The organism is Pseudomonas fluorescens (genome assembly GCF_902497785.1).
In the GTDB taxonomy this organism is placed as follows: domain Bacteria; phylum Pseudomonadota; class Gammaproteobacteria; order Pseudomonadales; family Pseudomonadaceae; genus Aquipseudomonas; species Aquipseudomonas fluorescens_BO.
Genome location: NZ_CABVHK010000001.1, coordinates 540,058 through 566,363, shown reverse-complemented (window position 1 = coordinate 566,363; position 26,306 = coordinate 540,058). Strand labels below are relative to the sequence as shown.

General features: G+C 57.0%; 19 protein-coding genes. 8 read left to right on the top strand and 11 right to left on the bottom strand.

Going from position 1 to position 26,306, the window contains the following annotated elements; all coding sequences use genetic code 11:
• Nucleotides 1-133: 133 nt before the first annotated feature.
• The 3 genes from F8N62_RS02770 to F8N62_RS02760 form a co-directional block, all read right to left on the bottom strand.
• Nucleotides 134-1,759 carry a methyl-accepting chemotaxis protein gene (locus F8N62_RS02770; protein WP_150709519.1) on the bottom strand — a complete coding sequence of 542 codons (1,626 nt, stop codon included), beginning with the start codon at nucleotides 1,757-1,759 and terminating at the stop codon, nucleotides 134-136.
• A 278-nt stretch (nucleotides 1,760-2,037) separates the two neighbouring features.
• Nucleotides 2,038-3,180, bottom strand: a complete 1,143-nt coding sequence (locus tag F8N62_RS02765; protein WP_150709518.1) for a glycerate kinase — start codon at nucleotides 3,178-3,180, stop codon at nucleotides 2,038-2,040.
• 242 nt (nucleotides 3,181-3,422) lie between these two features.
• Nucleotides 3,423-4,544, bottom strand: a complete 1,122-nt coding sequence (locus F8N62_RS02760; protein ID WP_150709517.1) for a sugar diacid recognition domain-containing protein — start codon at nucleotides 4,542-4,544, stop codon at nucleotides 3,423-3,425.
• Between the two features lie 161 nt (nucleotides 4,545-4,705).
• Here F8N62_RS02760 and F8N62_RS02755 point away from each other — a divergent pair, with 161 nt between their 5' ends.
• From F8N62_RS02755 to rarD, 3 genes are all read left to right on the top strand, one after another.
• The gene (locus F8N62_RS02755; protein ID WP_150709516.1) at nucleotides 4,706-6,016 is read left to right on the top strand and encodes an MFS transporter; all 1,311 of its coding nucleotides are present in this window, start codon (nucleotides 4,706-4,708) and stop codon (nucleotides 6,014-6,016) included.
• Between the two features lie 191 nt (nucleotides 6,017-6,207).
• Nucleotides 6,208-7,212 (top strand): aldo/keto reductase, encoded by a 1,005-nt coding sequence (locus F8N62_RS02750; protein ID WP_150709515.1) that lies wholly within the window; start codon nucleotides 6,208-6,210, stop codon nucleotides 7,210-7,212.
• Nucleotides 7,213-7,415: 203 nt separating this feature from the next.
• Nucleotides 7,416-8,297, top strand: coding sequence for an EamA family transporter RarD (rarD, locus tag F8N62_RS02740; RefSeq protein WP_150709513.1), 882 nt, complete (start codon nucleotides 7,416-7,418; stop codon nucleotides 8,295-8,297).
• A gap of 62 nt (nucleotides 8,298-8,359) precedes the next feature.
• Here the strand turns inward: rarD and hppD are convergent, their stop codons facing one another.
• Complete coding sequence (gene hppD, locus F8N62_RS02735; protein WP_150709512.1) at nucleotides 8,360-9,436, bottom strand: 4-hydroxyphenylpyruvate dioxygenase; 1,077 nt, start codon at nucleotides 9,434-9,436, stop codon at nucleotides 8,360-8,362.
• Between the two features lie 402 nt (nucleotides 9,437-9,838).
• Between hppD and F8N62_RS02730 the strand changes: the two genes are divergently transcribed.
• The gene (locus F8N62_RS02730; protein ID WP_150709511.1) at nucleotides 9,839-11,374 is read left to right on the top strand and encodes an EAL domain-containing protein; all 1,536 of its coding nucleotides are present in this window, start codon (nucleotides 9,839-9,841) and stop codon (nucleotides 11,372-11,374) included.
• A 233-nt stretch (nucleotides 11,375-11,607) separates the two neighbouring features.
• On the top strand, nucleotides 11,608-11,973 hold the full coding sequence (locus F8N62_RS02725; protein WP_150709510.1) for a histone-like nucleoid-structuring protein, MvaT/MvaU family: 366 nt from the start codon (nucleotides 11,608-11,610) through the stop codon (nucleotides 11,971-11,973).
• Between the two features lie 219 nt (nucleotides 11,974-12,192).
• On the opposite strand, the gene F8N62_RS02720 is transcribed toward F8N62_RS02725, so the two are convergent.
• Nucleotides 12,193-12,714 (bottom strand): DUF4946 domain-containing protein, encoded by a 522-nt coding sequence (locus F8N62_RS02720; RefSeq protein ID WP_150709509.1) that lies wholly within the window; start codon nucleotides 12,712-12,714, stop codon nucleotides 12,193-12,195.
• A 145-nt stretch (nucleotides 12,715-12,859) separates the two neighbouring features.
• On the opposite strand from F8N62_RS02720, the gene gloA reads away from it, so the two are divergent.
• On the top strand, nucleotides 12,860-13,381 hold the full coding sequence (gene gloA / locus F8N62_RS02715) for a lactoylglutathione lyase (RefSeq protein ID WP_150709508.1): 522 nt from the start codon (nucleotides 12,860-12,862) through the stop codon (nucleotides 13,379-13,381).
• Nucleotides 13,382-13,531: 150 nt separating this feature from the next.
• On the opposite strand, the gene ahpF is transcribed toward gloA, so the two are convergent.
• From ahpF to F8N62_RS02700, 3 genes are all read right to left on the bottom strand, one after another.
• A complete protein-coding gene (ahpF, locus tag F8N62_RS02710) occupies nucleotides 13,532-15,097 on the bottom strand; it encodes an alkyl hydroperoxide reductase subunit F (protein ID WP_150709507.1) in 1,566 nt (521 codons plus the stop codon).
• Nucleotides 15,098-15,222: 125 nt separating this feature from the next.
• Nucleotides 15,223-15,786, bottom strand: coding sequence for an alkyl hydroperoxide reductase subunit C (gene ahpC, locus F8N62_RS02705; protein WP_007975937.1), 564 nt, complete (start codon nucleotides 15,784-15,786; stop codon nucleotides 15,223-15,225).
• A gap of 138 nt (nucleotides 15,787-15,924) precedes the next feature.
• Nucleotides 15,925-16,863 carry a site-specific integrase gene (locus tag F8N62_RS02700; protein WP_150709506.1) on the bottom strand — a complete coding sequence of 313 codons (939 nt, stop codon included), beginning with the start codon at nucleotides 16,861-16,863 and terminating at the stop codon, nucleotides 15,925-15,927.
• Between the two features lie 291 nt (nucleotides 16,864-17,154).
• Here F8N62_RS02700 and F8N62_RS02695 point away from each other — a divergent pair, with 291 nt between their 5' ends.
• Nucleotides 17,155-18,171, top strand: coding sequence for a DNA-binding protein (locus F8N62_RS02695; RefSeq protein ID WP_224791327.1), 1,017 nt, complete (start codon nucleotides 17,155-17,157; stop codon nucleotides 18,169-18,171).
• A gap of 85 nt (nucleotides 18,172-18,256) precedes the next feature.
• Here the strand turns inward: F8N62_RS02695 and gorA are convergent, their stop codons facing one another.
• The 3 genes from gorA to galU form a co-directional block, all read right to left on the bottom strand.
• Nucleotides 18,257-19,615 (bottom strand): glutathione-disulfide reductase, encoded by a 1,359-nt coding sequence (gene gorA / locus F8N62_RS02690; protein ID WP_150709505.1) that lies wholly within the window; start codon nucleotides 19,613-19,615, stop codon nucleotides 18,257-18,259.
• Between the two features lie 177 nt (nucleotides 19,616-19,792).
• Nucleotides 19,793-24,712: a fibronectin type III domain-containing protein gene (locus tag F8N62_RS02685; protein ID WP_150709504.1), complete on the bottom strand. Its 4,920-nt coding sequence runs from the start codon at nucleotides 24,710-24,712 to the stop codon at nucleotides 19,793-19,795.
• A 249-nt stretch (nucleotides 24,713-24,961) separates the two neighbouring features.
• Complete coding sequence (gene galU, locus F8N62_RS02680; RefSeq protein ID WP_028620038.1) at nucleotides 24,962-25,801, bottom strand: UTP--glucose-1-phosphate uridylyltransferase GalU; 840 nt, start codon at nucleotides 25,799-25,801, stop codon at nucleotides 24,962-24,964.
• A gap of 278 nt (nucleotides 25,802-26,079) precedes the next feature.
• Here galU and F8N62_RS02675 point away from each other — a divergent pair, with 278 nt between their 5' ends.
• On the top strand, nucleotides 26,080-26,265 hold the full coding sequence (locus F8N62_RS02675; protein ID WP_150709503.1) for a hypothetical protein: 186 nt from the start codon (nucleotides 26,080-26,082) through the stop codon (nucleotides 26,263-26,265).
• The last annotated feature ends 41 nt before the right edge of the window (nucleotides 26,266-26,306 follow it).

Below are 26,306 nucleotides of genomic sequence, written 5' to 3'. Positions count from 1 at the left end.
GGGAGGGATTAAACGCCACTATTTCCTGCTCCGATACTGTCATAGTTGACAGGTACCCCCCTCAATTGCGGCGCAGAGCGAGGCGTCTTCGGTCGAGCCGACTCGCTCCCGCAATGGGTCTCGCTACAACTCTTCAGATCACAAACCGCGCCACCAGCGCATTCAAACCAACCGCCAGGCGCGACAGTTCGTGGGTGGCGACGCTCGTCTGGTTGGCACCGGCGGCGGACTGGATGGCGAGGTCGCGGATGTTCACCAGATTGCGGTCGACTTCGCGGGACACTTGCGCCTGTTCTTCCGAAGCACTGGCGATCACCAGATTGCGCTCGTTGATCTGATGGATCGACTGGGTGATCTGCTCTAGCGCAACGCCGGCGGCACGGGCCATTTCCAGGGTACTTTGCGTGCGCTGATTGCTTTGCTGCATCGATGACACAGCGGCCCCCGTACCGTTTTGAATACCGGCGACCATCTTCTCGATTTCCTGAGTCGATTGCGCGGTGCGATGGGCCAAGGCCCGCACCTCGTCCGCCACCACGGCAAAACCCCGCCCGGCTTCACCGGCGCGAGCGGCTTCAATCGCGGCGTTGAGTGCGAGCAGATTGGTTTGCTCGGCGATGGCGCGGATCACGTCGAGCACCTTGCCGATGTCGCGGCCCTGAGTCGCCAGGCCTTCAATCATCACCGAGGTGTTTTGCACCTCTTGGGTCATGGTCTGGATCGCGTCGACGGTTTCCACCACGCGGTCTCGCCCTTCGCGGGCAGCCAAGGTTGACTGGTTCGAGGCTTCGGAGGTCGACACCGCGTTGCGCGCGACTTCTTCCACGGCGGCGGTCATCTCATTGACGGCGGTGGCGGCTTGTTCGATTTCGTTGTTTTGCTGTTGCAGGCCGCGAGACGCTTCCTGAGTCACGGTGCTCAGTTCTTCGGCGGCAGCGCCCAGTTGCGTGGCGGAACCGGCGATCTGCTCGATGGTCTGGCGCAAGCTGGTTTGCATGCTGGACAAGGCCTCGAGTAAGCGCGCGGGTTCGTCCTTGCCGTCGATTTCGATAGTTTTGGTGAGGTTGCCACCGGCGATGGTTTGCGCCGCCAGTAGCGCGCGGTTGAGCGGCGTGACGATGCTGCGAGTCAGCAACCAGGCGAGCAATACGGTCATCAGGGCGGCAATCACCGAGACCACGACGATGCCGGTGATCGCGTTGTTGTATTGCTCACCTGCCTCGACCAGGGCGGACTTGGCGTAGCTGCTGTTCAGTGCCACCAGTTTATTGAGCTGCTCGCCCATCTGGTCGGTGCCGTCCTTGATCCGGGTGTTGATCAGGCTGCGCATCTCATCGAGTTTGTCCTGCCGCGACAGCTCCATCATCTGCGTCTGCGCTTGCATGTAGTTGTCGAGCGTTACCGTAAATGTCTTGTACAGCGCGGCTTCTTCCGTGTGGGCCGGCAACGCGGCGTAGCTGGCCTGAGCGTTGCGCAACTTGTCGACGAGCACGCCGATGCGGGCCTGGGCTTCCTGCAACGCGGCCGGATCGCGGTTGACCAGAATGCGGAACGAGAGGATGCGCATGCGCAGGACGTTTTCGGTCATGTTGCCGAGGTAGCCGACGCTGGGCAGCTGCGTCGAACCGAGATCAACCGAAGCCTGGCGAATGATCGTCATGCGGTTGACGGCAAACACGCCGAGCATGACGACCAGTAATGCGATGAAGGCGAAGCCGAGGAAGGCTCGAGGGGCGATGTTCAGATTACGCAGGGACATGGACGGTACTCGGGTGATTGCGGCGGCGAGCATCCTTGCCATGAGCACTGTCGGGCAGGCGTTGAGGCGCCACCGTTCAGCTTGGCGCCACTGTTGTAATAGATGTGTGGGCGCCTGATCTCTGTATCGGCTGGGGTTGAGAAATCTGCGCGGTTTTGCGAATTATTTTTCAGAGGGCCTGGCGTGTTTCAGCCGTGAGCCAATTGACGTCGAGAAAAATTTTTGGGGCCGCTTCGCAGCCCAGCGGGAGCAAGCTCCCTCGCCACAATGAGGTGGGTTCAGGGCTGGCTTGCGGCCATTTTCCACACCCGCGCTATGTCGCTTGCCCGCTCGCGCAGCAACCGTGGCGCTTCGGCGCAGGCTTGCTCCAGGGACATCGGCCCGCTCGCCAAGGCGAACGCGGCATCGATGCCGTGCTCGTACAGGGCCTGATAACCGTCGCCGAGCGTGCCGGCGATGACGATGACCGGCACGCCGTGTTGCCGGGCGATGCGCGCCACCCCGAACGGAGTTTTGCCGCGCAACGTCTGGGCATCGAAACGGCCTTCGCCGGTGATCACCAGGTCGGCGTTTTTGATCGCGTCGGCCAATCCAACCAGTTCTGCGACCACTTCAACCCCGGCCTTGAATTGCGCCGCCAGAAACGCCTTGGCGGCAAAGCCCAACCCGCCTGCTGCGCCGCTGCCCGGTTCGTCGCGTACATCTCTTTTCAAAGCGTGTGTGCAGTGATCGGCGAAGTGCCCGAGGGCGTGATCCAGTAACTGGACCTGTTCGGGTGAGGCACCTTTTTGTGGGCCGAAAATCGCTGAAGCGCCTTGGGGGCCGCACAGCGGATTGTTGACGTCGGCGGCGATATCGAATCGCACGCCGGCCAGTCGCGGATCGATATCACTCAGGTCGATGCGAAACAGTTGAGCCAGCGCGAGACCACCCGGTGTGAGTGGCTGGCCTTGCGCATCGAAAAGCTTGACGCCCAAGGCCTGCATCGCCCCGGCGCCGCCGTCGTTGGTGGCGCTGCCGCCAATCGCCAGAATTACCCGCTGTGCCCCGGCGTCCAGTGCAGCGCGGATCAATTCGCCAGTGCCGAAGGTGCTGCTGATGCAGGCATCGCGCTGCTCGACCGGCACCAATTGCAAACCACTGGCCTCGGCCATTTCGATGATCGCGGTGTGGCTGTGGGGCAACCAGCCCCACGCCGCATCAACGGTTGTGCCCAGCGGCCCGCGAACGTTGCTTCGACGCAACTGGCCTTCGCAGGCGGCCAGAATCGACTCGACCGTCCCTTCCCCGCCGTCGGCCATCGGGCATTTGATTAGCTGTGCATCGGGCCACACTTCGGCCAGGCCGAGCGCAATGGCATCGGCCACGCCCTGGGCGCTGAGGCTGTCCTTGAACGAATCGGGGGCGATGACGATCTTCATGCGAATTCTCCAGTTCCAATGCCCTCATGCTGCCAGCAGGGGTGAACAATAACGCCGGTCCAGTGCACAAGACGCACTGAGGATTATTGTTCATTTCCACAAACCCTGGTGCTTCACCCCGCCGCACTGTAGGAGCGAGCTTGCTCGCGATGAACCTGAGAACGCCGCTGGGTGCCAGGCAGCCCGCGTTATCGTTGAACACCATCGCGAGCAAGCTCGCTCCTACAGGGGATTGTGGGTGGTCAGGGGTTGGTGTCGGTCTGGGGCAGCAGTTGCACGCCGAGGTAGAGGGCGAGCATGCCGTCGAGGCGCAACGGGTCGACGCCGCTCAGCTCGGCAATCCGCTCCATCCGGTAGCGCAAGCTGTTGCGGTGGATGCCAAGGGCATCGGCACACGCCTGGCTCTGGCCGTCGTGATCACACCAGCTGCGCAAGGTCGCCAACAGCTGACCATTGCTGTCCTTGGCGATGACTTTGCGCAGCGGTTTGAGCAGCTCGTCCAGCGCGTCGTCGTTGCGATGCCGCCAGAGCATCACCGGCAAGCGATAACGGGTCAGCGTCAGCAGACGCGAATGAGGCAGGACATCACGCCCGTACGCCAGCAAATCGCCGACGCGCCGGTAGCAACGGCGCAGGCCCGCCAGTCCGTCGGCGTGCCCGCCCACGGCGATGCGCAAGATGTTCAAGCCGAGGCCGTCGAGCTTTTCCAGCAAGCGCTCATTCTCGATCGCCTGGCTCGCCGGTCGGCACCAGAGCAACGACGACTTGGCCGAACTCACGCACCAACTGTCCGGGTAACGTGAGGTCAGCCAGGCATTGAGGGCCTCGACGGTTTGCCCCGGACCGTGCTCCATGCCCAATTCGAACAGATACGGCACACGCGTCATCTGCGGTTTGAGCCCCAGCTGCTGTGCTTCATCGATCAGTCGCGGCGAATCCCCGGCCTCGCTCAACAGCAACGCCAGCAAATCATCGCAACGCTGGCGCCGCCACTGTTGCTCCGCCTGCTGATTGCGCTGGCCCACCAGCATCTCCGCCGTCATCCGTACCAGTTCGGCATAGGTGCGTAGTTGCTCGGGTTCGCCGGTGATGCCCAGCACGCCGATCAACCGCTGATCGAGCAACAGCGGCAGGTTGATCCCGGGCTGCACGCCCTTGAGGTGGATCGCCGTTTGCGCATCGATTTCCACCACGCGCCCGTTGGCCAGCACCAGTTGCGCGCCTTCGTGGCGGGTGTTGACCCGCTCCGGCTCACCGCTGCCGAGAATCAGCCCCTGGCTGTCCATGACGTTGACGTTGTACGGCAGGATCGCCATCGCCCGGTCGACGATGTCCTGCGCCAGGTCATGATCAAGTTCGAACATAAGGGTGATCCTTGAAAGGAAGATTGTTCAGCCGCACAGGCCTTGATGACAAACCCTGTGCTCAGGCACAAAGACAGCCACCCTGAGGGTGGTCGAGACTCATCGGGTGGTCAACGTTACCCGTTGCATCGCAAAAAATCATAATAAAGAGAGAGCCCGCCATGTCACAGAGCGCCGCCGCAACCCAGGCCATCGTTGACGAAAAAAACGCCGTCTACAAGCGCATTACCCTGCGCTTGATCCCCTTCATTTTCATCTGCTACCTGTTCAACTACCTCGACCGGGTCAACGTTGGATTTGCCAAGTTGCAGATGCTCGACGCGCTGAAATTCAGCGAAACCGTGTACGGCCTCGGGGCCGGGATCTTCTTTATTGGCTACGTGCTGTGCGGCGTACCGAGCAACCTGGCGCTGACCCGGTTCGGCCCGCGCCGCTGGATCGCGTTGATGATGATCGTCTGGGGCACGCTGTCGACCTGCCTGCTGTTCGTCACCACGCCGACCGAGTTCTACACCCTGCGTCTGTTCACCGGCGCCGCCGAAGCCGGGTTCTTCCCGGGCGTCGTGTTGTATCTCTCGCAGTGGTTTCCGACCTTCCGCCGTGGCCGCATCATGGCGCTGTTCATGTCGGCGATCCCGGTGTCCGGTTTGTTGGGCAGCCCCTTTTCCGGCTGGATCCTCAACCACTTTGCCGCAGGCCAAGGCGGTTTGGCGGGCTGGCAGTGGATGTTTTTGCTGCAAGGCATTCCAACGGTGATCCTCGGCGCCCTCGCCTATTTCCTGCTCAGCGACAGTTACGCCAACGCCAAATGGCTCACCCCATTCGAGCGCTCGGTGCTTGAGGCCGACCACGCCGAAGACCTCGCCAACCAACCGAAAACCACCACCGATTCGCTGCTGGCGGTGTTCAAGAACCCGGCGATCTGGGCGTTTGGCTTGATCTATTTCTGCATCCAGAGCGGCGTTTACGCGATCAACTTCTGGTTGCCATCGATCATCAAGAACCTCGGCTTCAGCGATAACCTGGTGATCGGCTGGCTGAGTGCGATTCCTTACCTGCTGGCGGCGGTCTTCATGTTGATGGTCGGCCGCTCGGCGGACTTGCGCAAAGAACGCCGCTGGCACCTGGTGGTGCCGATGCTGATGGGCGCTGTCGGCCTGTTGATCGCCGTGAACTTCGCCGCTCACCCGGCCATCGCCATTCTCGGCCTGACCATCGCCACGATGGGCGCCCTCACCGGCCTGCCAATGTTCTGGCCGGTGCCGACCGCACTGCTGAGTGCCGGCGCTGCGGCGGGCGGTCTGGCGTTGATCAATTCCATGGGCCAGATGGCCGGCTTCCTCAGCCCGTATCTGGTGGGCTGGGTCAAGGACAGCACCGGTTCGACAGATGCCGCGTTGTATCTGTTGGCAGGCGTGATTGTCTGCGGGAGTTTGCTGGCGTTGCGTATGACACGAACCCTTCGCGCCTGAGGCCAATCCCTGTGGGAGCGAGCCTGCTCGCGAATGCTTTCTTTCAGTTGATCGGAATATTGACTGACAGACCGCTTTCGCGAGCAGGCTCGCTCCCACATTTTGATCTGCTGTGTTCGATATTTCAGTTTGCCCCGCACGGTTGTTCTGGTATTTGTTTGATGCTTTCCCACTGGTAAAAGGATTTCGGCATGAGCTACCGCACGCTGGGTCATTCGGGTTTGCAGGTATCGACCCTGACCCTGGGCACCATGATGTTCGGCGAACAGACCAGCACCGAAGATTCCCTGCGGATCATCGACAAGGCCTGGGACCAGGGCATCAATTTCATCGACACCGCAGACGTCTACACCCACGGTCGTTCGGAAGAAATCGTCGGCGAAGCGCTTGCCGGTAATCGCCATGAATGGGTGCTCGCCACCAAAGTCGGTTTCGGTCCGGCGGATGGCGTGCCGAACCGCAGTGGCCTGAGCCGCAAGCACATTTTCAATGCCATCGACGCCAGCCTGACGCGTCTGGGCACCGACTATGTCGATATCTATTACCTGCACCGCGAAGACCACAACACGCCGCTGGAGGTGACGGTGTCCGCCATCGGCGACCTGATTCGCCAAGGCAAAATCCGCCATTGGGGGCTGTCCAACTATCGTGGCTGGCGCATCGCCGAGGTTATTCGCGTGGCGGATAACCTGGGTGTTGATCGCCCCGTCATCAGCCAGCCGCTGTACAACATCGTCAACCGTCAGGCCGAATCCGAGCAGATCACTGCCGCGCAGCATTATGGCCTGGGCGTGGTGCCTTACAGTCCTTTGGCGCGTGGCGTACTCAGCGGCAAATACGCGCCGGACGTGACACCCGATGCCAGCAGCCGCGCCGGCCGCGCAGACAAGCGCATCCTGGAAACCGAATGGCGCGTGGAATCCCTGCGCATTGCCCAGCAGATTCAGCAGTACACGCAAGGGCGTGGGGTCGGTATCGTCGAGTTCGCGATTGCCTGGGTGTTGAACAACAGCGCCGTTACCTCCGCCATCGTCGGCCCGCGCACCGAAGAACAGTGGGACGCCTACACTAAGGCGCAGGCGGTGAAGATCACGGCTGAGGATGAGGCGTTTATTGATTCGCTGGTGACACCGGGGCATGCGTCGACACCGGGGTTCAATGATGTGAGCCATTTCGTTTCCGGCCGAAAACTTTGAGGACACGCAATTCCCTGTGGGAGCGTGGCTTGCCCGCGATGGCGTCGACGCGGTTTATCTGATGCATTGCGGCGTCTGCATCGCGGGCAAGCCCGCTCCCACAGGGATTGTGGGTGTTGCCGATATTGACCATCTGCACGATATTTCACACAAAACCACGTATCCTCCGCCCCCCGTTTCACGTTCAACTTCGCGAGGACAGTTTGTCTAAAGGTATCGCTCTCTCGGTTTCAGCCTCGGTGCTGTTTGCCATCATGTATTACTACACCTCCCTGCTCACCCCGTTGAGCGGCGTGGAGATTTTCGGCTGGCGCATGTTGCTGACGGTGCCGTGCATGACCGTGTTCATGGTGGTGTCCGGTGAATGGAAACGCGTATCCGAGATTGTTCGTTGCGTCATGGCCAAGCCGAAGCTGATCGCCGGCCTGATCGCCTCTTCGGCCCTGCTGGGCGTGCAGCTCTGGCTGTTCATGTGGGCGCCGCTCAACGGCTATAGCCTCGATGTCTCGCTCGGCTATTTCCTGTTGCCGTTGACCATGGTGCTGACCGGGCGGATCGCCTATGGCGAACGCCTCTCTTACCTGCAAAAAATCGCCGTGGTATTCGCCTGCCTCGGCGTGGTCAACGAGGTCTACCAGGTGGGTGGCTTTTCCTGGGCGACCGTGCTGGTTTGCGTGGGCTACCCGACGTATTTCATCCTGCGCAAGCGTCTGGCCACCGACAATCTGGGCGGCCTGTGGCTGGACATGGCGCTGACCCTGCCTGTGGCGTTCTGGTTCGTACAGTCGGGCGCGCAAGGTTTTGCGGTGTTCAACCAGTATCCGTGGTTGTCGCTGTTGATCCCGATGCTCGGTGTGATCAGTGCATCGGCGCTGGTGATCTACATCATCGCCAGCAGGCTGCTGCCGTTCAGCCTGTTCGGGCTGTTGAGCTACGTCGAGCCGGTGCTGTTGCTGGGCGTTGCGTTGCTGCTCGGGGAAAGCATCAAGGCCGGGGAATGGCTGACGTACATCCCGATCTGGATGGCGGTGCTGGTGTTGGTGTTCGAAGGGTTCAAGCATCTGGTACGGCAACGTCGGCCATAAAAGCAAAAGATCGCAGCCTTTGTAGGAGCTGCCGAAGGCTGCGATCTTTTGACCTAAACGATTTAATCAGTCGACAACACGCCGCGACGAACCTGATCTCGCTCGATCGATTCGAACAGCGCCTTGAAGTTGCCTTCACCGAAGCCGTCATCGCCTTTACGCTGGATGAACTCGAAGAACACCGGGCCCATCAGGGTTTCCGAGAAGATCTGCAACAGCAAACGCTTGTCGCCCGACTCGGACGAACCGTCCAGCAAAATACCCCGCGATTGCAACTGATCAACTGGCTCGCCATGGTTCGGCAGACGGCCTTCGAGCATTTCATAGTAGGTTTCCGGTGGCGCGGTCATGAAGCGCATGCCGATTTTCTTCAGGCGATCCCAGGTGTCGATCAGGTTATCGCTGAGGAACGCAACGTGCTGGATACCCTCGCCGTTGAACTGCATCAGGAACTCTTCGATCTGGCCGGCACCTTTGGACGACTCTTCGTTCAACGGGATGCGGATCATGCCGTCCGGCGCAGTCATCGCCTTCGACGTCAGGCCGGTGTATTCGCCCTTGATGTCGAAGTAGCGGATTTCACGGAAGTTGAACAGCTTCTCGTAGAAATTCGCCCAGTACGCCATGCGACCGCGATACACGTTGTGGGTCAGGTGATCGATGATCTTCAGGCCGGCACCTTCCGGGTTGCGATCAACGCCTTCGATGAACACGAAGTCGATGTCGTAGATCGAGCTGCCTTCGCCAAAACGGTCGATCAGGTACAGCGGCGCACCGCCGATGCCTTTGATCGCTGGCAGATTCAGTTCCATCGGGCCGGTTTCGATGTGGATGGGCTGGGCGCCAAGTTCCAGGGCCCGGGCAAATGCCTGCTGGGCATTCTTGACGCGGAACGCCATGCCGCACACCGACGGGCCGTGCTCGGCCGCGAAGTAGGAAGCGACGCTGTTGGGTTCGTTGTTGAGGATCAGGTTGATCTGGCCCTGGCGATACAGGTGCACGTCTTTGGAGCGGTGGGTCGCGACTTTGGTGAAGCCCATGATCTCGAAGATCGGCTCCAGCGTGTTCGGCGTTGGCGATGCGAATTCGATGAACTCGAAGCCCATCAGGCCCATTGGGTTTTCGTATAAATCTGCCATGGTTGGCGCCTCATCATATTTATCAATTAACCAGAGTTAGTTGCTAGCAATGCTGAGACCGGCGGGTGGCGCGCAGGAGATGCCCCGCACGCTGCGGGCGAGGAAGTCACCGTAGATCAATTGAAACCCGAAACTCTTCATTGTCGACCCAAGGCTGGTGCGGGCGAGGCTTCTGCTGCCAGAAGACGATTATTCTTATATGCGTAACCGGATTCTACACAGCGTAAATGGGTTTGTCCGCCTTCTGTATCAAATCCCCTTTTTCCCTGCTCGCGCAAGGGGTTTGAGCGACACGAGCCCGCCGGGCCATCTATTATGGCGTCTGACCAAACTCTTTTTGGGAGGCGAGCCGAAGCCCTGCCAGCATTTGAGAGCCCTATTTCATCGTCACAGGTTTCGCGAATGCCACTGACTGCCAAAACCCGCCGCCAACGTGGCACCCGTATTGTCGTGACCGCGTTGAGCGGTTTGCTGCCGATTTTGCTGGGGTTCGCCATTCTTTATGTGCAGGCTCAACGCACGCTTGAGCAAAGCACCCGGCTGACCGCCGAAGAGGCCGTTCGTCAATTCGAGCTGATGCTCGACAACACCGCCCAGGCCGCACGCGTGCTCCTGCCGCTAGCTGGTCAGACCTGCAACGACGTCAACCTGGCCTTGCGCGAACAGGTCACCCGCCGCCCTTTCGTGCGCTCGACCAATCTGGTGTGGGACAACACTATCTATTGCAGTTCGCTGTTTGGCGACGCTCAAGAGACGATTGATCCCGGCGACTACACCCAAGGCACGTTGTGGCTCATGAACGGCAATCCGGTCACACCCAATACAGCGCTGCTGGTCTATCGGATCAGCGAGGGACAACAAGGCGCGCTGTCCACGCTGGACGGATATCATTTGGCCAACGTGCTGCGCCTGATCGGTCGCAAAACCACACTGCTGCTTCAGGTAGGCCCCAGCTGGTTGTCGGCCGATGGCAAGGTCCACGAAGACGCCCTGCCCGCCCTGCCTGTCGCCGAAAACAAATTGGCGTCCGCGCGTTATGCCTTTAGCGTCGCGGCCGGTTTCCCCGAGGGTGAAACCTGGCGATACATGAGCAGCGAATACCCGCCGTTGTTCAGTTTGTTGATTTTTTTTGGCGCAGTGTCCGGCTTGATTGGCCATGTTTTGCAGAAGCGCTCTTCATCCCCCAGTCGCGAAATACAACGCGCGCTGGAAGCGGCGGAGTTCGTTCCCTATTTTCAACCGGTGGTGCATGGCACCAGTAAACAGTGGGCCGGCACCGAAGTGTTGATGCGCTGGAATCACCCGAAAGAAGGCCTGGTGCGTCCGGACCTGTTTATTCCGTTTGCCGAGCACTCGGGTTTGATCGTACCGATGACGCGCTCGTTGATGCGGCAAACCGTGCAATGCCTGGCGCCTGTTTCACCCTTGTTCGAGGAGCCGTTTCACATCGGCATCAACATCACCGCCAGCCACTGCAAAGACCTGGAACTGGTCGAGGATTGCAGGGAGTTTCTCAGCGCCTTCGCGCCGGGCAGTGTCAAGCTGGTGCTGGAATTGACCGAGCGTGAACTCATCGAGCCGACTGCCATCACGTTGCAGCTGTTCGAGCAGCTTCATGCGCTGGGCGTGATGATCGCTATCGACGACTTCGGCACCGGTCATTCAAGCCTGGGATACTTGCGCCAGTTCAACGTCGACTTTCTGAAAATCGACCAGAGCTTTGTTGCGATGATCGGCGCGGACGCCCTCTCCCGGCACATTCTGGACAGCATCATCGAACTGTCGGCCAAGCTCGATCTGGGGATCGTTGCCGAAGGTGTCGAGACGGTGGAACAAAGCGATTATCTCACCGCCCATGGCGTCAACTTTTTGCAAGGCTATCTGTTCGGGCGACCGATGCCCGGCTCAGAGTTTGTTAGTGCATTAAGCAAACATTAACTAGCTGAGTTAAGCGTCGAGAAAAAGACGCCGCGCACCAAATTGCATCAAAAGACTACTGTCGTTACATGAAGAAAAAGTCAGGATTTACTCTTTGCTGATTAACTACTACAATTTTTCATGCCTGCGCTAGATTGGCAGGCGAGCCACTATCACCGAGTCGCTTCAAGGCTCTTGGCTTATAGCTTTGTTTGCGGTTGGTATCAGCCAAACACACTATTGGAGTAAAGATATTGTCCAGACTCGCTGAATTTCGTGCAGCTGAAAAGGCCCTTCAAGAGCAGCTCAAGCAGCTGGAATCCCTGAAGAATGATGCCGGGCTCAAGAAAGAAATCGAATTCGAAGAAAAGCTCCAGGGGCTGATGAAAACCTACGGCAAGAGCCTGCGCGACATCGTCGCCATTCTCGATCCGAACCCGGCCAAATCCGGTCTGCAACAGGCCGCCGCGCCTAAAACCCGCCGCGCTCGCGTGGTCAAGGTTTATCACAACCCGCACACCGGTGAACTGATTGAAACCAAGGGCGGCAATCACCGTGGCCTTAAAGCCTGGAAGGAAAAGTACGGTGCTCCCACCGTTGATTCCTGGCTGCGCGGCTAAACGCTCGTGGCTTTCTGTAGGAGCGAGCTTGCTCGCGAAAAACCTGAGCGCGACACGTTTTCCCTGAAAAAACGCGTTATCGTTGACGTTTTTCGCGAGCAAGCTCGCTCCTACAGTAAAGGATTGAACGCGCTCAACTTGTTACTTGAACATTGACTTGGCGCTTAATCCTTTTGGTTATCTAAAAACTACGCAATGCCCGCCTACGAAAACGTTCAACTAAAGTTTCAAACTGTTACGTGCGACCTCTATTTCGTCCCGACTGGCCTGGTAAGCCTCAGCCTGACCTGCGTACGAAAGAACGTAGGCCTTATCTGCATCCACTGCCGCGACCAATGTTTGCGACAACACATGTCGACCGTTTTGCGTAATCGTGCAGGTAGTTTCCAGTGCCGCCAGACGACTCAATGTCGCCGGATGGATTTTGTTGCAGACGCTTTGATAACCGCCCTGGAAAAAATCCTTCTGCACGGATTTGCGCATCTCCAGCAGCACGCCTTGCAGATTGACCTGATGACCGCTTGCTACCTGAGTCATGGTCAACTCCATGACCATCACAGGCGTACCGCCCTGATCGTTCTTGACCGCACGCTGCCGGGACACCTGGGGGTTGGCGTCATCTTGCGCGATGGCCTCGACTTCCCAGCCATCGGGCCACGTCACTGTCGGCGCATCTGCGCGAGCGCAGGTAACGCCTGCCAGAAAAATCAGAACCAACAGCGATTTACAGGATCGGATCATTGCAATGAACACTCACGGATTGAACCGTAAAGTCTGAGCCTCGCCCGCCTGTCAGGCAATAGCCGACGGTTTGGCTTTGGCGATGCCTGCGCCCATGCGTATCATTGGCGCCATTCACTAGCCCCACTTATTTTCCGGAGGGCCCATGAGCCTGCACGAATTGAACACCTTCCCGGGCGTCACTGCCCAACCTGACACCGCCACTCAGCAATTCGTCTTCAACCACACCATGCTGCGGGTCAAGGACATCACCAAATCCCTGGATTTCTACACGCGCATCCTCGGTTTCTCGCTGGTGGAGAAACGTGACTTTCCAGAAGCCGAGTTCAGCCTGTATTTCCTGGCGCTGGTCGATAAAAACCAGATCCCGGCCGACGCTGCGGCCCGTACCGAGTGGATGAAATCGATCCCCGGCATTCTTGAGCTGACCCACAATCACGGCACCGAAAACGACGCTGATTTTGCCTACCACAACGGCAACACCGACCCACGCGGTTTCGGCCACATCTGCATCTCGGTGCCTGACATCGTCGCTGCGTGCGAACGCTTCGAAGCGTTGGGCTGCGATTTCCAGAAACGCCTCAACGATGGCCGAATGAAGAGCCTGGCGTTCATCAAGGACCCGGATAACTACTGGGTCGAAATCATCCAGCCAGCTCCGCTGTAAAGCGAAATCAAAAGATCGCAGGCTTCGCCAGCTCCTACGGGGCCGCGGCCGACCCGATCATTGTAGGAGCTGCCGAAGGCTGCGATCTTTTGATCCCCACACAAAAAACCCCATGATCACTCATGGGGTTTTGCGTTTCAGCATCGGGGATTACGCCGGAGCCGACGTCCGGATCAAGTGATCGAAGGCACTCAAAGACGCCTTGGCGCCCTCGCCCACCGCAATCACGATCTGCTTGTACGGCACGGTGGTCACGTCGCCGGCAGCGAACACGCCTGGCAACGACGTCTCACCCCGCGCATCGACAATGATCTCGCCACGCGGCGACAGCTCGACGGTGCCTTTGAGCCAGTCGGTGTTCGGCAGCAGACCGATCTGCACGAAGATGCCTTCGAGGTTGACCGTGTGGAACTCACCCGAATCGCGATCCTTGTACACCAGACTGCTGACCTTCTGGCCATCGCCCTTCACTTCACTGGTCAGTGCACTGGTGATGACATCGACGTTTGGCAGGCTGAGCAACTTGCGTTGCAGCACCGCATCGGCGCGCAGTTTGCTGTCGAATTCCAGCAGTGTGACGTGGCTGACAATGCCGGCCAGATCGATCGCCGCTTCCACCCCGGAGTTGCCGCCACCGATCACTGCGACACGCTTGCCCTTGAACAACGGACCGTCGCAGTGCGGGCAGAAACACACGCCTTTGGCTTTGTATTCCTGCTCGCCCGGCACACCCATTTCACGCCAGCGGGCGCCAGTGGCGAGGATCAGCGCCTTGGTCTTCAGGCTGGCACCGCTTTCAAAACGCACTTCATGTAACTCGCCGGGGTTCTTCGCCGGGATCAGCGCGGTGGCCCGTTGCAGGTTCATGATGTCGACGTCGTATTGCTTGACGTGCTCTTCGAGCGCGCTGGCCAGTTTTGGCCCTTCGGTTTCCTGCACGGAAATGAAGTTCTCGATGGCCATCGTGTCCAGCACCTGCCCACCAAAACGTTCAGCCGCGACACCGGTGCGAATGCCTTTACGGGCGGCATAAATCGCTGCCGCCGCACCCGCCGGGCCACCGCCGACCACCAGCACGTCAAAGGCTTCTTTGGCGCTGATTTTTTCGGCCTGGCGTTCGGCACCGCTGGTGTCGATTTTAGCGAGAATTTCTTCCAGGCCCATGCGCCCCTGGCCGAAGATTTCGCCATTGAGGTAGATGCTCGGCACCGCCATGACCTTGCGCTCATCGACTTCCGCCTGGAACAGCGCGCCGTCGATGGCGACGTGGCGAATGTTCGGGTTGAGCACGGCCATCAGGTTGAACGCCTGGACCACGTCCGGGCAGTTCTGGCAGGACAGCGAGAAGTACGTCTCGAAGCTGAACGTGCCTTTGAGCGAGCGGATCTGTTCGATCACTTCAGCGCTGGCTTTCGAGGGGTGGCCGCCGACTTGCAGCAAGGCCAGCACCAGCGAAGTAAATTCGTGGCCCATCGGGATGCCGGCGAAACGCAGGCTGATGTCGCCACCGGGGCGATTGATCGAGAACGACGGTTTACGGGCATCGTCACCGCTGTCGATCAAGGTAATGTGGGTGGAAAGACTGGCGACGTCTTTCAACAGTTCGAGCATTTCCCGGGATTTCGCACCGTCGTCGAGGGAGGCAACGATCTCGATCGGTTGGGTGACCCGTTCCAGGTACGATTTCAACTGGGCTTTAAGATTGGCGTCCAACATACGGGCGATTTCCTTCTTGAATTCATAAAAAAACGCCCGAGCGAATATCGCCCGGGCGTTTTTATTGGGCGGTGCAGCTAACTGATTAGGTGCGGAGTTCCGCCCTGATGTAGAGCGTCACAGACTTAGATCTTGCCGACCAGGTCCAGGGACGGAGCCAGCGTGGCCTCGCCTTCTTTCCACTTGGCTGGGCACACCTGGCCTGGGTGAGCGGCGACGTACTGAGCGGCCTTGATTTTGCGCAGCAGCTCGGAAGCGTCACGGCCAACGCCGCCATCGTTGAGTTCGACGATTTTGATCTGGCCTTCTGGGTTGATCACGAAGGTGCCACGGTCAGCCAGACCGGCTTCTTCGATCAGCACGTCGAAGTTGCGGGAGATAGCGTGGGTAGGGTCGCCGATCATGGTGTACTGGATTTTGCCGATGGCTGGCGAAGTGTTGTGCCAGGCCGCGTGAGCAAAGTGGGTGTCAGTGGAAACGCTGTAGATTTCGACGCCCAGTTTCTGGAACGCGTCGTAGTTGTCAGCCAGGTCTTCCAGTTCGGTCGGGCAAACGAAGGTGAAGTCGGCAGGGTAGAAGAAAACCACGGACCACTTGCCTTTCAGGTCAGCGTCCGAGACTTTTACGAAGTCGCCGTTTTTGAATGCGTCAGCTTTGAACGGTTTAACTTGGCTGTTGATGATAGGCATCGTTGACTCTCCGTCAGGGGTTAAGAAGTTGATGGAGAGAACTCTACCCACTCGACGCAACGATGGCTCATTGGCAAACCTCATGTTGCTGATTGGTTTTCGCTATTAGCCGACAGTATTAATAGAAGAAAATGGTATCTAGGGACCCGTCGGCGCTTTGCCGATACGCGCCATGCCCAGGAATGGATTGGCTTCCACGTAGCGCATCGCCGATTTCATGTCCTTCCAGCCCACGTAACTCATCAGCGACTTCAAATCCCAACCGCTTTGATGGGCCCACGTCGCAAAACCGCGTCGCAGGGAATGGCTGGTGTAGTGCCCGGCCGGAATGCCGGCGCGCTCCAGCGCCTGGCGCAACAACGGGATCACGCTGTTGGCGTGCAGTCCCTCCTCGCTCAAATGGCCCCAGCGGTCGATACCGCGGAACACCGGTCCGCGCACCAGTGCCGCTTCGGTGATCCACGTGATGTACGCCTGGACAGGACAGAGACGATGCAATGCCGGGGTCTGAAAGGTCTGGCCGAGGTTGTCGCGGTCACTCTTGCTGCGTGGCAGGTACAGCGTGATGCCCGAACCGGCGCGGGCCTGCACGTGCTCGATCTGCACCCGGCACAACTCGTCGCTGCGAAAGCCGCGCCAGAAGCCCAACAGGATCAGCGCCATGTCGCGGCGCGCTCGCAACAGGGCCGGGCGATCGTTTTCGGATTGCGCGGTTCGCGCTTCCTGCTCCAGCGAATTGACCACTTGCTCCAGATGCTGGAGCTGCAATGGCTCGGCCTGCTTTTCCTGCGCCGGATGCAGCGCCCGAATGCCCTTGAATACTTGGCGCACCACAGGCGCCTTGGTCGGATCGGCAAACCCCTGGCTGTTGTGCCACTGCGCCAGTGCCGAAAGGCGCAGTTTCAGGGTGTTGATCGACAATTCGCCAGCATGCGCAACCAGATAGCGCGCCACCGTATCGGCAGTGGCCGGCAGAAAACCGCCCCAACTGACCTCGAAATGTTCAATGGCTGCGCGATAGCTGCGCCGGGTGTTTTCTCGCGTTGCGGCTTGCAGGTAACGATCCAGATCAGTCATCGGGTGCAACCTTGTAGGAGCGAGCTTGCTCGCGAAAAACCTGAGGGCCCCACGTGATCTCGGTCGACAGCGTCTTCGTTAACGTCCATCGCGAGCAATCGAGCGTCGACCGGCTGCTCCTACAGGAGTTTGTGTACTTCGATCTAGCGCAAGATGGCGCAAAATAGTCGTCACACGGGGTAATACCAGTATATCCCGCGTTAGTAACACGCTGTATTCATCTTTTTATCTGGAATGGTACAATGTGTATTTACGTAATACGTACCACATCAAGAAAAGGTAGGAATAGTCATGGCCCGTGGCGGTGTAAATAAGGCAGTAGTGCAGGCTGCGCGTTTGGCGATCCTTGCCCGCGGCGAAAACCCCAGCATCGACGCAGTGCGGATCGAGATGGGCAATACCGGCTCGAAAACCACCATTCACCGATATTTGAAAGAGCTGGATGGCGGCGCTGAACCCGCCGCGCCCTCCTCCGAGCCGATCGATGATGAATTGACGGAACTGGTATCACGCCTCGCGCAGCGTCTTAAAGAGCAGGCGCAGGAACCCATCGACCAGGCCCGCGCGCAGTTCGACCAGCAACGCAAAGCGCTGGAAGCCGAGCTGACAGACGCGCAAGAAGCCAACATCGAATTGCAGCAGCAATACGAACTGCAAACCCTGGCGCTAACCCAGGAATCGGACACGCTGCACAACACGTCTTCAATGTTGCAGACCGAGCAGACCCGCAACGCCGGACTGAACCAGGCACTGGCCGATTTCGAATTACGCTTGAAGGACAAGGACGAGCAGATCCGCTCCCTGGAAGAGAAACACCTGCACGCCCGTGATGCACTGGAACACTATCGCAACGCCGTCAAGGAACAGCGCGAACAGGAACAGCGACGTCACGAAGGCCAGGTGCAGCAGATTCAGATGGAGTTGCGCCAGGCCCAGCAAAGCGCCCTCGTGCGTCAGGATGAAATCACCCAACTGCACCGTGACAACGAACGCTTGCTGACTGAAAACCGCGGCACGCTGCGCGAACTGAGCTTGCTGCAGGAACAGCTCAAGCAGACCCACACCCGCCAGGATCAGTTGCTGGAACAGGTCAATCGCATTGACAGCGAACGCACCCTCCTCCAGGAACGCCTGCGCACGGCGCTACTGGAAAGTCAGTCGCTGAAACAGAACGTCGAGGAACAGTCGCAGATCAACAAGTCACTGGAAACAAAGCTGGCCAAGGCCCAGGCAGCGCTTGAGAAACTCGAGGCAAGCCCTCCTGTAGGATCGAGCTTGCTCGCGATGGACGTGAACGATAACGCGTGAAATCAGATGCCCCGCGGCGCCTTTGATTTTTTCGCGAGTAAGCTCGCTCCTACCAGGTTCAACCGTCAGGCGCAGGCAAGGCCGATTAGCCCGCGACCGGCGTACGCATGGTGACGAACTCTTCAGCGGCCGTCGGGTGTACGCCGATGGTGTCGTCGAAGTCGCGCTTGGTGGCGCCTGCCTTCAGGGCAATCGCCAGGCCTTGCACGATCTCGCCGGCATCCGGCCCGACCATGTGGCAACCCAACACCTTGTCGGTTTTGCCGTCGACCACGATCTTCATCAGCGTGCGCTCCTGGCAGTCAGTCAGGGTCAGCTTCATCGGCCGGAAACGGCTCTCGAAGATCACCACCTCGTGGCCGGCTTCGCGCGCTTCTTCTTCGGTCAGGCCCACCGTGCCAATGTTCGGCAAGCTGAACACAGCCGTCGGGATCATTTTGTAATCCACCGGACGATACTGCTCCGGCTTGAACAAGCGACGCGCAATAGCCATCCCTTCGGCCAGCGCGACCGGCGTGAGCTGAACACGACCAATCACATCGCCCAGGGCGAGGATCGACGGCTCGGCGGTCTGGAATTGCTCATCGACGTCGATAAAGCCTTTCTTGTCGAGTTTGACGCTGGTGTTTTCCAGCCCGAGGTTGTCCAGCATCGGGCGGCGGCCGGTGGCGTAGAACACACAATCCGCTTCCAGTTCGCGACCGTCCTTGAGCGTGGCTTTCAGACTGCCATCGGCAAGCTTTTCAATGCGCTCGATGTCGGCATTGAATTGCAGGTCCATGCCACGCTTGGTCAGCTCTTCCTGCAAGTGCTTGCGCACGGCGCCATCAAAACCGCGCAGGAACAAGTCACCGCGATACAGCAGCGTAGTCTCGGCGCCCAGACCGTGGAAGATCCCGGCGAACTCGACCGCGATATAACCACCACCCACCACCAGAACGCGTTTTGGCAGCTCTTTAAGGAAGAACGCCTGATTGGAACTGATGGCATGCTCGTGCCCCGGAATCTCCGGAATCTGCGGCCAGCCGCCGGTCGCGATCAGGATGTTCTTCGCGGTATGACGCTCGCCATTGATCTCGACCGTATGCGGATCAACGATCTTCGCGTGACCTTCATGCAAGGTCACGCCGCTGTTGACCAGCAAGTTACGGTAAATGCCATTCAGGCGATTGATCTCGCGATCCTTATTGGCTATCAGCGTCGCCCAGTCGAACTTCGCCTCGCCCAATGTCCAGCCAAAACCCGACGACTGCTCGAAGTCTTCGGCGAAATGCGCGCCGTAGACCAGCAACTTCTTCGGCACACAGCCGACGTTCACACAAGTACCGCCCAGGTAGCGGCTCTCGGCCACGGCGACTTTTGCACCAAAGCCAGCGGCAAATCGAGCCGCCCGCACACCGCCGGAACCGGCGCCAATTACGTAAAGGTCAAAATCAAAGGCCATTTTCAATCTCCTCGGCAGGTGAACAGCATACCTGCAGGCGGTTGCCGGGCAAGCATTTGATCCCTCCAAGAAGCAGAAACATCGATTGTTGTATCGCCGGTCACGCTTTGTGCATCAGCACGAGCGAAGGGAATGGATCTGACCCTTTGAAAACCTCGCGCTGTCATGCACTTTTTGTTATCTCGTGATCACCTCGGCAGCCAGTGGTTGCGACTCTACATCACCGTAAATTGCAGTAACATGTACCCTGTAGACTGTCCTGTAACCCATGTCTAGAAATTGTGCTCTCGGCAGTGTTACGTCCTTGGTACCAAACACTTTCCCCAACGGGTCGAAAACAACAACTCTGTACTTATCGAAAGGCTTTCCATCAGGTGCATCCCATTCGAGTAACGGAGGCATAAATTCGGATGGTTGTGTGTAGCGGAAGTTTGTTGGTCCATCAGAGAGCGTCACAACGCTAATTTCAGCAGGTTCAGAAGCCCCTTGATGAATTCCATAACCCGTCACCTTGAAATCATAGTCCAGACCAGGAACCAGGTCTGTAACAGTTGCAAATGTTTCAAATGCCCTCACCTTAATATCATCTTTATCACTAGTAACTACATAGACTATCGCGGTCCCTGTGCTTTCTTTGTCCCAATCCAACGTTACCGAAGTCTGAGCCGGGTTGGTAACTTGCAGATTCTGCGGCATGCCGGGTGGCGGAAACGGCGACGCTCCGAGTGTTCTGAAGCCGCCCAGCGCAATATTTGAAAGATTTCCCGAGACGTCTTCCGCACGCACTGCAACCCAGTAAATTATCCCTTCATACAGGTTATTAAAACTATAGCTGGGGTTAGGTGTAACCCCGTAATAAAAGCCATTGACAGTTACCCGGTAGCCTTTCAGGGGCTGGTCACTGCTCGACGGCGTCCAATTCAGGACCGCTGACCTTTCTGTCACATTACTTGCCACGGGAGACCCCGGATCGCTTGGGCGTGACGAACCGTCCACCGTTATTACACGCTCCACGAACTGAGAATACAACGCTCCCATTTTCGCGCGGATCTTCATGCGATAAACCGGCCCGGGCGGAACGTCACTGAGTCTGAAGGTATGGAAATAACTGGAGCGGTCCTCAGCGATGTTTTGATTGTTGACCCATATGTCATAAGTTGCCCCCACAGCGCGCAACCAAGTTATCGTTCCTGTACCGCCATTATTAATGAATGTTACATGCAAAGGCTCCGGCACCCTTACCGCGGTCTTGAAATCCACAGTAGCCGGATGCGACAGGTTGCCTTCTGCATCCACTGCCTGAACAGTCACCGTCTGTTCTGTCAATGGCTTCAAACCAGTAAACTCATGACTGAGGCCCGTAACGGTAAATGGAGGAGATCCTTCCAGAGTAACCTTATACCCAGTCACCCCCACATTGTCGGTCGATGCGATCCAATTGACTGTCGCGGAGGTGAGGTTGATGTTACTGGCTACGGGATTACCGGGCCTGGCTGGAGGAGTGCCATCCTTGGTCACAAAAGTGGTGCTAGCTGCCGGAGACACATTCCCCGCCGCATCCTCGGCCATCACCTCGACGGTATAGGAGCTTAGATCCTTCAAGCCGGTTAGCGTATAAGCGGTGCCGGTTACTGAGACGGGAGGCTCTTTATTTATGCTGACCCTATAGCCGGCCACTCCCACATTGTCGGTTGCCGCAGTCCAGGTCATTGCCGCCGAATGGCCAACGACATCACCGACAACGGGCTTACCCGGTGAGGTCGGCGCTTGTTTATCTTTGATCTCGAAATCAAGCGACGAAGCAGGGGAAACGTTTCCAGCAGCGTCTCTGGCACTGACTTGCACCTCGTAGGCGGTTCCGTAAGTCAAACTGGGAAAAACCTGATTTGTACCAACCACAGTGACTGGCGTAGCACCATTCAAACTCACCAGATAGTCTTTTACTCCCAGATCGTCTTCTGCCGCGGCCCATTCAACTTTGACCGACGTCTGACTGAGCTGAAGGGGTTCGGGACTGATACGCGGTGATGAGGGGGGCACTACATCCCCCACCTCCACCGTTAACTCAGCAGGCGCGGAAGGCTGCTCATATTTGTCGTATGCCGTTACCTTGAAGTGGTAGGTGCGGTTACTCAAAAGCCCTTTCATGATGACATTATTGTGTAGCATTACACCTTCACCAACGTCGTGATAATTGCTGGTGACCTGGTGAAAAAATGGTTGGGGCTCGCCAAAGTCCCACAGCAACTTCACCGAGTTCGACACCACGCCCTCCACTCTAAGATTTTTTGGTTCCGCAGGTAGCGGCTCTGTTGAAACACCCCCCGTTTTGAATTTAACCGACTTTGGACCTGACAAGTTACCACTGGGACCCATGGCCTGGACTGAAACTGTTTGATTTATGCCCGGTCTCAACTGTGTGAACGTATGGCTCGTCAGCGTTGTAGTAGCGAACCACCTGCCATTGGTCACGAAATAACGAGCCCCTGGCGTAACCGATCTTTCCCATGTGACGTCTGCAGAATTTTCAGTAATGCGGCTTACAGTCGGAGTACCCGGTTCTTCCGGACGAGTTTCATCCATGGTCCACACGAGTGTGGTATCAGCAGAATAAGTCTCTCCTTTTTTTGCCCTGACGAGAAACGTATAGACCGGTCCTGGCGGTACGCTGCCGCGATAAAAAACAGCCATGGCGCCGACGCCGTCGAAGACTTTTTTACCATTGGCATACACTTCATATTGGGTCTTGAAATTATCCAGCTTCCACGTCAGCGTGAAATGATAATTGGAATAACGGGAACTGAGATTCTGAGGCGTTGCAGGTACGGTAGCGAATCTTATGAATGCAGCCGCTGGCGAGGTATTCCCCGCAGCGTCTCTGGCTTTGATTGAGACGGTGTAGTCCGTTCCCGGCGTCAGGTTGGGCAACACTCGCGCGGTGCCAGTCTCGGCAACTGGCGTCGCGTTATTAATGGCCACCAGATAATCTTTCACTCCCACATTGTCGGTAGCATTCGACCAGGCAATCGTGGCCGACGTCTCGGCCACCTGCATAGCGTTAGGCGCAGCCTTTGGGGTGGACGGACGTGTAACATCGGGCTTAAACGCAATTCGTATCGAAGATACTTTTCCTGCCAACTGCTGAGTGCCGCCACTGCGAGTGACCTTGACATCATCATCTTCAAAACTGGTTTCGTAGTTATTAATGACTTTATGGTACAGGTTACGTTTGGCTACGACCTCCACACAACCCTGATCACAGTTGTTTGACCCCCAATTGCCATACAACGTCATTACGGTTCCCGCTTTAGCCACAGAAATGATTGCGGATTTGGTTTCATCATTGTCGCACTCGCCTTTCATATCCCTTGTGAGAGCGGCAGTCAGGGGAATTGTGCAGGTGATATTCTGACTGCCATTATCGCCTTCCATTAAACTGACGGCAGCGTCATCAAACTGCGTCGGATTTTTTTCGATTGTGATACGAGATACACCGCCTCCCATACCGTCGTTTCTAACATAGCGAGCCTCAATAAATTTATTACTGATGCTTTGCTCAACGCTGGGAATCACTATCCCATTTACCAGATCAATATCTTCTTTAACAAGAATCTTTAGATAATCATCCTCATTGCTGGTCTTGGAGTCCTGAAGGAGCATTCGTGTTCCTTTGGATAACCCACGAAGTCTGAGCGACTGGATTTCGTCGTTCTCACAACCATTTGACGGGAGCGTTAGTTTGTAGTCTTGACCCGCCGGCAACACACAGGTGGTATCTCCAGTTGTATCTGCATTTTTCTTCTCATAGAAATAAGTCCCGCCGTGCGTCAACGCATCTGCGTACGGCTGAGCATCACCGATGTTTGTGTAATCAATAGCAATTTCATTTGGGATTATGCGCACACCTGCCGCAGCTGCTTTGCAGTGATCGTCGACACGACGCTCCAGGTAAGTCAGGTTATTATCGATATTACCAGCGTCACCTATCGACTTCATCCAAGCATGAAACTGATTCATGACAAATAGGCGACTTAGATTGCCGGTGTAATTGCCTGCTTTTGCTGGATCAATATCAACCCCCTGTACCAATCTTGATGGAACTTCCGCGATAGGGCAACCAGCGGGCTGAGGGTTTACTACACAAGCGATTTTTTCTATCGGACAGCCTTTAGGTATGCCCTCTACCTGGCAAGTAACTCCTAAATGTGGACAGCCCTTAGGTATACCTTCTACCTGGCATGGGACAGCAGCTATCGGACAGCCTTCCGGCACACCCTTTGTGGTGCAGGGGACCGCTGGCTGGTGGTCAGACCAATGAGATTCCCAGCGAGTTGTGCATGACCAGTTGTGGTTTAAAGCATTGTCACCTAAATTATAGACATTCTGCGTCTCGAGCGATCTGTCCCTTATTACAAATATTTTAGCCTGTTGATCAGTGTTTTCATGCACAATGTAGTTACCCGCAACACCATCACTGTCCGCTATAAATATTATTCTCTGATTGTTCTCAATCATTTGACGAAGGGTAGGCCAACCCTTGCTTGTATCAATTTTCGCTGGATCAAATACGTATTTAGCAAGATCAGGTATCTGTTCGAACGTAGAAAGGAGATCTTGCTTCCTGACTTTGGTTTCCAGATGTATGGTGATAATTTCGTTGGGATGGGATTTGAGAAACGGCATGAAAATATTATTCATTTCAGCGACAAAACTCTTACTGCTCGGACCGCAATAGTCAATTGCCGAGACATGGCACAGCCTCAGCGGGAGAGCGTAAGCAGGACCGGCTGAGTAATGCAGATCCAACATAAACCCCCGCACACCTCGTGCCAGTTGTTTTTCCATCGGGTCTTCATACGCATTATGCGCGGTAACCCGCGTAACTTTATTGAAGGGGATATCATATTTATCCGCCACATTGTAAGGCTCGTATGCCGCAACGCCTCCACTCAATACCCCACCCGTTTTTTGAGCTTCAGGGTCCTCCGCCGCTTTTTCAACGCAACCAGAGAACAGGAGGCTGAAAAACAAAGTGATCAAAACTCCAACCATGCGCTGTGGGAAATTTCGCTGCGAAAGAACTCTTTCTTGAACCATGGCCGAATACTCGATGGAGGGTTGCGGAGACCCTACATCAAGTATTTCCGCATGAAAACCTAGCAGAACTGTTAGTGGACATTGTTTGTGTAGAGGCTAAACTCGAACCAATTGATCTTTATCACTTGGAAAAACATGACAACGGAATATCTAATCGTCAGCTATAAAAAAAGCCCTGACAAGTCAGGGCTTTTTTAAAGATCATTCAACGCTACACTGCGATGACACTTTAAGGAGACTAAACGGCTCTCAATACGCCTTGCCCGTCTTGTAGAAGTTCTCGAAGCAGAAGTTGGTCGCTTCGATGTAGCCTTCAGCGCCACCGCAGTCGAAACGCTTGCCCTTGAATTTATAGGCAATCACGCAACCGTTTTTCGCCTGTTTCATCAGGGCGTCGGTGATCTGGATTTCGCCACCCTTGCCTGGTTCGGTTTGCTTGATCAGGTCGAAAATGTCCGGGGTCAGGATGTAACGACCGATGATCGCCAGGTTCGACGGAGCGTCTTCCGGAGCCGGTTTTTCAACCATGTTACGCACGCGGTACAGGTCATCAGCGATCAGCTCGCCAGCGATCACGCCGTACTTGTTGGTTTCCTGCGGATCCACTTCCTGAATCGCGACGATGGTGCAGCGGTACTGTTCGTACAGTTTGACCATCTGGGTCAGTACGCCATCGCCTTCGAGGTTGACGCACAAGTCATCCGCCAGCACTACGGCGAACGGTTCGTCGCCGATCAGCGGACGGCCGGTCAGGATGGCGTGGCCAAGGCCTTTCATTTCAGTCTGGCGAGTGTAGGAGAACGAGCATTCGTCGAGCAGTTTGCGGATCCCGACCAGGTACTTCTCTTTGTCGGTGCCCTTGATCTGGTTTTCCAGCTCGTAGCTGATGTCGAAGTGGTCTTCCAGGGCGCGTTTGCCGCGACCGGTGACGATGGAGATTTCGGTCAAACCGGCGTCAAGTGCTTCTTCCACGCCGTACTGGATCAGTGGCTTGTTCACCACCGGCAGCATTTCTTTGGGCATGGCTTTAGTCGCTGGCAGGAAGCGAGTGCCGTAACCGGCTGCTGGGAACAAGCATTTCTTGATCATAAAAGTCCTTGAAAGGGCTGTGTGTTCGGGTTTCGGCGCAGTCTAATCAGGCGGCGTGCACCTTACAATGCCCGCGCTGGCTAACCGATGCCATCATAGAGAAATATTCTCGCGGATAGTTCCGCAGATCGTTCTGGCGCCCTTTATAGATAGCAGAGATTCGAGGCTTTGCAGGCCAATCGCCAATCCCGCAATCGCACCACCCCGCACCCATCAACCCCCACCGGGCGCATTTGGCGGTATCATTGCGCGATTGAACCAGCCAACGAGGCAGATAGATGTCGGAAGCAAAAAGCGTCAACGGGTTCCTGATCGTTCAGGCGAAAGATGGCCAGTGGTGGGTAGAGAGCGTCAGCGGCGAAAATGTCGGACCTTTCCCGACCGAAGCTTCGGCGATTGAAGTGGCAGCCGTGTTGGAACTCGAACACCCTACCGTCAAGCGTCGCGGCAAGGACAAGACCTGATTCGCGCACGAATGGCTGGACCAAGCCCTGCCTCGCGCAGG